Origin of the sequence: Novosphingobium sp. PhB57 (assembly GCF_004342985.1) — a bacterium.
Taxonomy (GTDB): Bacteria; Pseudomonadota; Alphaproteobacteria; order Sphingomonadales; family Sphingomonadaceae; genus Novosphingobium.
On record NZ_SMBO01000036.1, the window covers coordinates 1 to 2,491 of the forward strand.

At 59.6% G+C, this 2,491-nt stretch carries 2 protein-coding genes; both read right to left on the reverse strand.

All coding sequences use genetic code 11. The annotated features are described in order from the left end of the window. Positions 1-89: 89 nt before the first annotated feature. Positions 90-869 carry an IS21-like element helper ATPase IstB gene (gene istB / locus EDF58_RS25685; protein ID WP_132270624.1) on the reverse strand — a complete coding sequence of 260 codons (780 nt, stop codon included), beginning with the start codon at positions 867-869 and terminating at the stop codon, positions 90-92. After that, complete coding sequence (gene istA, locus EDF58_RS25690; protein WP_132270626.1) at positions 859-2,379, reverse strand: IS21 family transposase; 1,521 nt, start codon at positions 2,377-2,379, stop codon at positions 859-861. The genes istB and istA overlap by 11 nt, the downstream gene beginning before the upstream one ends. Positions 2,380-2,491: the final 112 nt, after the last annotated feature.

Sequence of the window (2,491 nt, forward strand, 5' to 3'; positions counted from 1 at the left end):
TGTTGAGTTGCACTGAGATGTGACCCGGGGTTTTCATTGAGAATTGACCCAGGCGTGTTTGGTTTATGTGCTGCCGCTGATGGGCAGGGTCAACATGCGGGTCTCTCCTTTCTGACTTTTGGTGCAGCAGTGCTGGCGCGGAAGCGGAAGCTGTCGTTTCCGGTTTCCAGGATGTGGCAGTGATGGGTGAGCCGATCCAGCAATGCCGTCGTCATTTTCGCATCGCCAAATACGCCGGACCATTCGCTGAAGCTAAGGTTGGTCGTGATGACGACGCTCGTCCGCTCGTAGAGTTTGCTGAGCAGGTGGAAGAGCATCGCTCCGCCTGATGAACTGAAGGGCAGATAGCCCAGCTCGTCGAGAATGAGCAGGTCGAGGCGCAGCAGGCGGTCGGCCAGTTGGCCAGAGCGGTTCATGGCCTTTTCCTGCTCAAGGGCGTTGACCAGATCGACGGTTGAGAAGAAGCGGACCTTTTTGCGGTGATGTTCGACGGCCTGGACGCCCAGGGCGGTGGCCATATGGCTTTTGCCGGTTCCGGGCCCGCCGATCAGCACGACGTTGTCGGCGCCATCCATGAAGTCACCCTGGTGGAGTTGGCGAGCGAGCGCCTCGTTGATCTCGCTGGCCGCAAAATCGAAGCCGGCCAGATCCTTGTAGGCAGGGAAGCGGGCTGCCTTGATCTGATAGGAGATAGACCTGACCTCGCGCTCGGCCATCTCCGCCTTGAGCAGCTGGGACAGCATGGGCACGGCAGCGTCAAAGGCAGGGGCGCCCTGTTCGATCAAATCACCGGCAGCCTGGGCCATGCCGAACATCTTGAGGCCGCGCAGCATGACAACTATCGCAGCACTGGCAGGGTCATGACGCATGACGGGTCTCCCTCAACGTATCGTAAATATCGAGATTGGCCTTGGGCTCCTGGGTGAGGCGCAAAGCCTGAGGGGCATCAATCGGCGATGCCGGCGGCGCCTTGGGGTCGATCAGGCGATGCAGAACATTGAGAATATGGATTTTGGTGGCAACACCTGCTTCCAGTGCCAGACCAACGGCGCACAGGACGGCCTGTTCGTCGTGGTGAAGAACGAGGGACAGGATTTCCACCATCTCCCGGTCGCCACCTACACGCTTGAGCAGGTGCCCCTGCAATTGACGGAAGGCTTCGGGCATCTCGAGGAATGGCGCGCCGTTACGCAGGGCACCGGGTTTGCGCTGGACGACCGCGAGATAGTGCCGCCAGTCATAGATCGTCCGCCCCGGCTTGTGATGCGAGCGCTCTATGACCCGAACATGTTCGCACAGGATCTTCCCTTCGGCGGCGATGACCAGTCGTTCGGGATAGACCCGCAGGCTGACCGGCCTGTTGGCAAAGGATGCCGGCACGCTGTAACGATTGCGGTCAAAGGCGATCAGGCAGGTCGGTGATACGCGCTTGGCATGCTCGACAAACCCGTCAAAGGGTTTGCCCGGCGGCATCAGGCTGGCGACCTCAATGGCATGCACGTCAGCGACGGTGCCGGGCATGACGCCATGCTGGATCTCGCCCCACTGCGCGATGCATCGCTCCTCAAGCCAGTCATTCAGGCCCGCCATGTCAGGAAAGCTGGGCATCGGTTGCCACAACCGCCGCCTAGCATCCTGGACGTTCTTCTCGACCTGCCCCTTCTCCCAACCCGAAGCCGGATTGCAAAAATCCGTTTCGAACAGATAGTGGCTGGCCAGCGCCGCGAACCGCGCGTTGACCTGTCGGGCTTTGCCTTTTCCGATCCGGTCGACGGCTGTTCTCATGTTGTCGAAGATCCCGCGTTGGGGCACGCCGCCCAAGACCCGAAATGCCTGCGTCAGGGCATCGAACAGCATCTCATGAGTTTGGATGAGGTAGGCCCGAACAATGAAGGCGCGGCTGTGCGCCAGCTTGGTATGGGCCACCTGCAGTTTGACAGTCTTGCCGTCCAACACGGCATAGTCCTCGCTCCAGTCGAACTGGAAGGCTTCGCCGGGCTGGAACACCAGAGGCACGAATGTCCCCCGCCCGCTGGTCTGCTGTTCATACTGCCGCTCGGTTCGCCATTTTCGGGCAAAGGCGGCAACCCGGCCATAAGAACCTTCGTAACCCAGCTTCGCCAGATCAGCGTACAGTTGCTTGGCGTTGCGCTTCTGCTTGCGTGATTTTTTTGATTCAACCTGTAGCCAGGCCGCAAGCTTCTCCGCGAATGGATCGAGCTTGCTGGGCCGTACCGAAACTTTGAAGCCGGGCTCGACCACATCGGAACGCAGATATTTGCGGATCGTATTGCGTGACAGGCCCGTTCGCCGCTTGATCTCCCGAATGGAGATCTCCTGCCGGAAATGCCACCGGCGAATAACACTGAGTAAGTCCATGTCGATCACTCCAAGGCCCTCCGACGGTCAGCCGGACAGCAGGGGAACATGGGTCAATTCTCAGTGGAAATTTATACACTCCCCGGGTCACATCTCAGTGCAACTCAACACA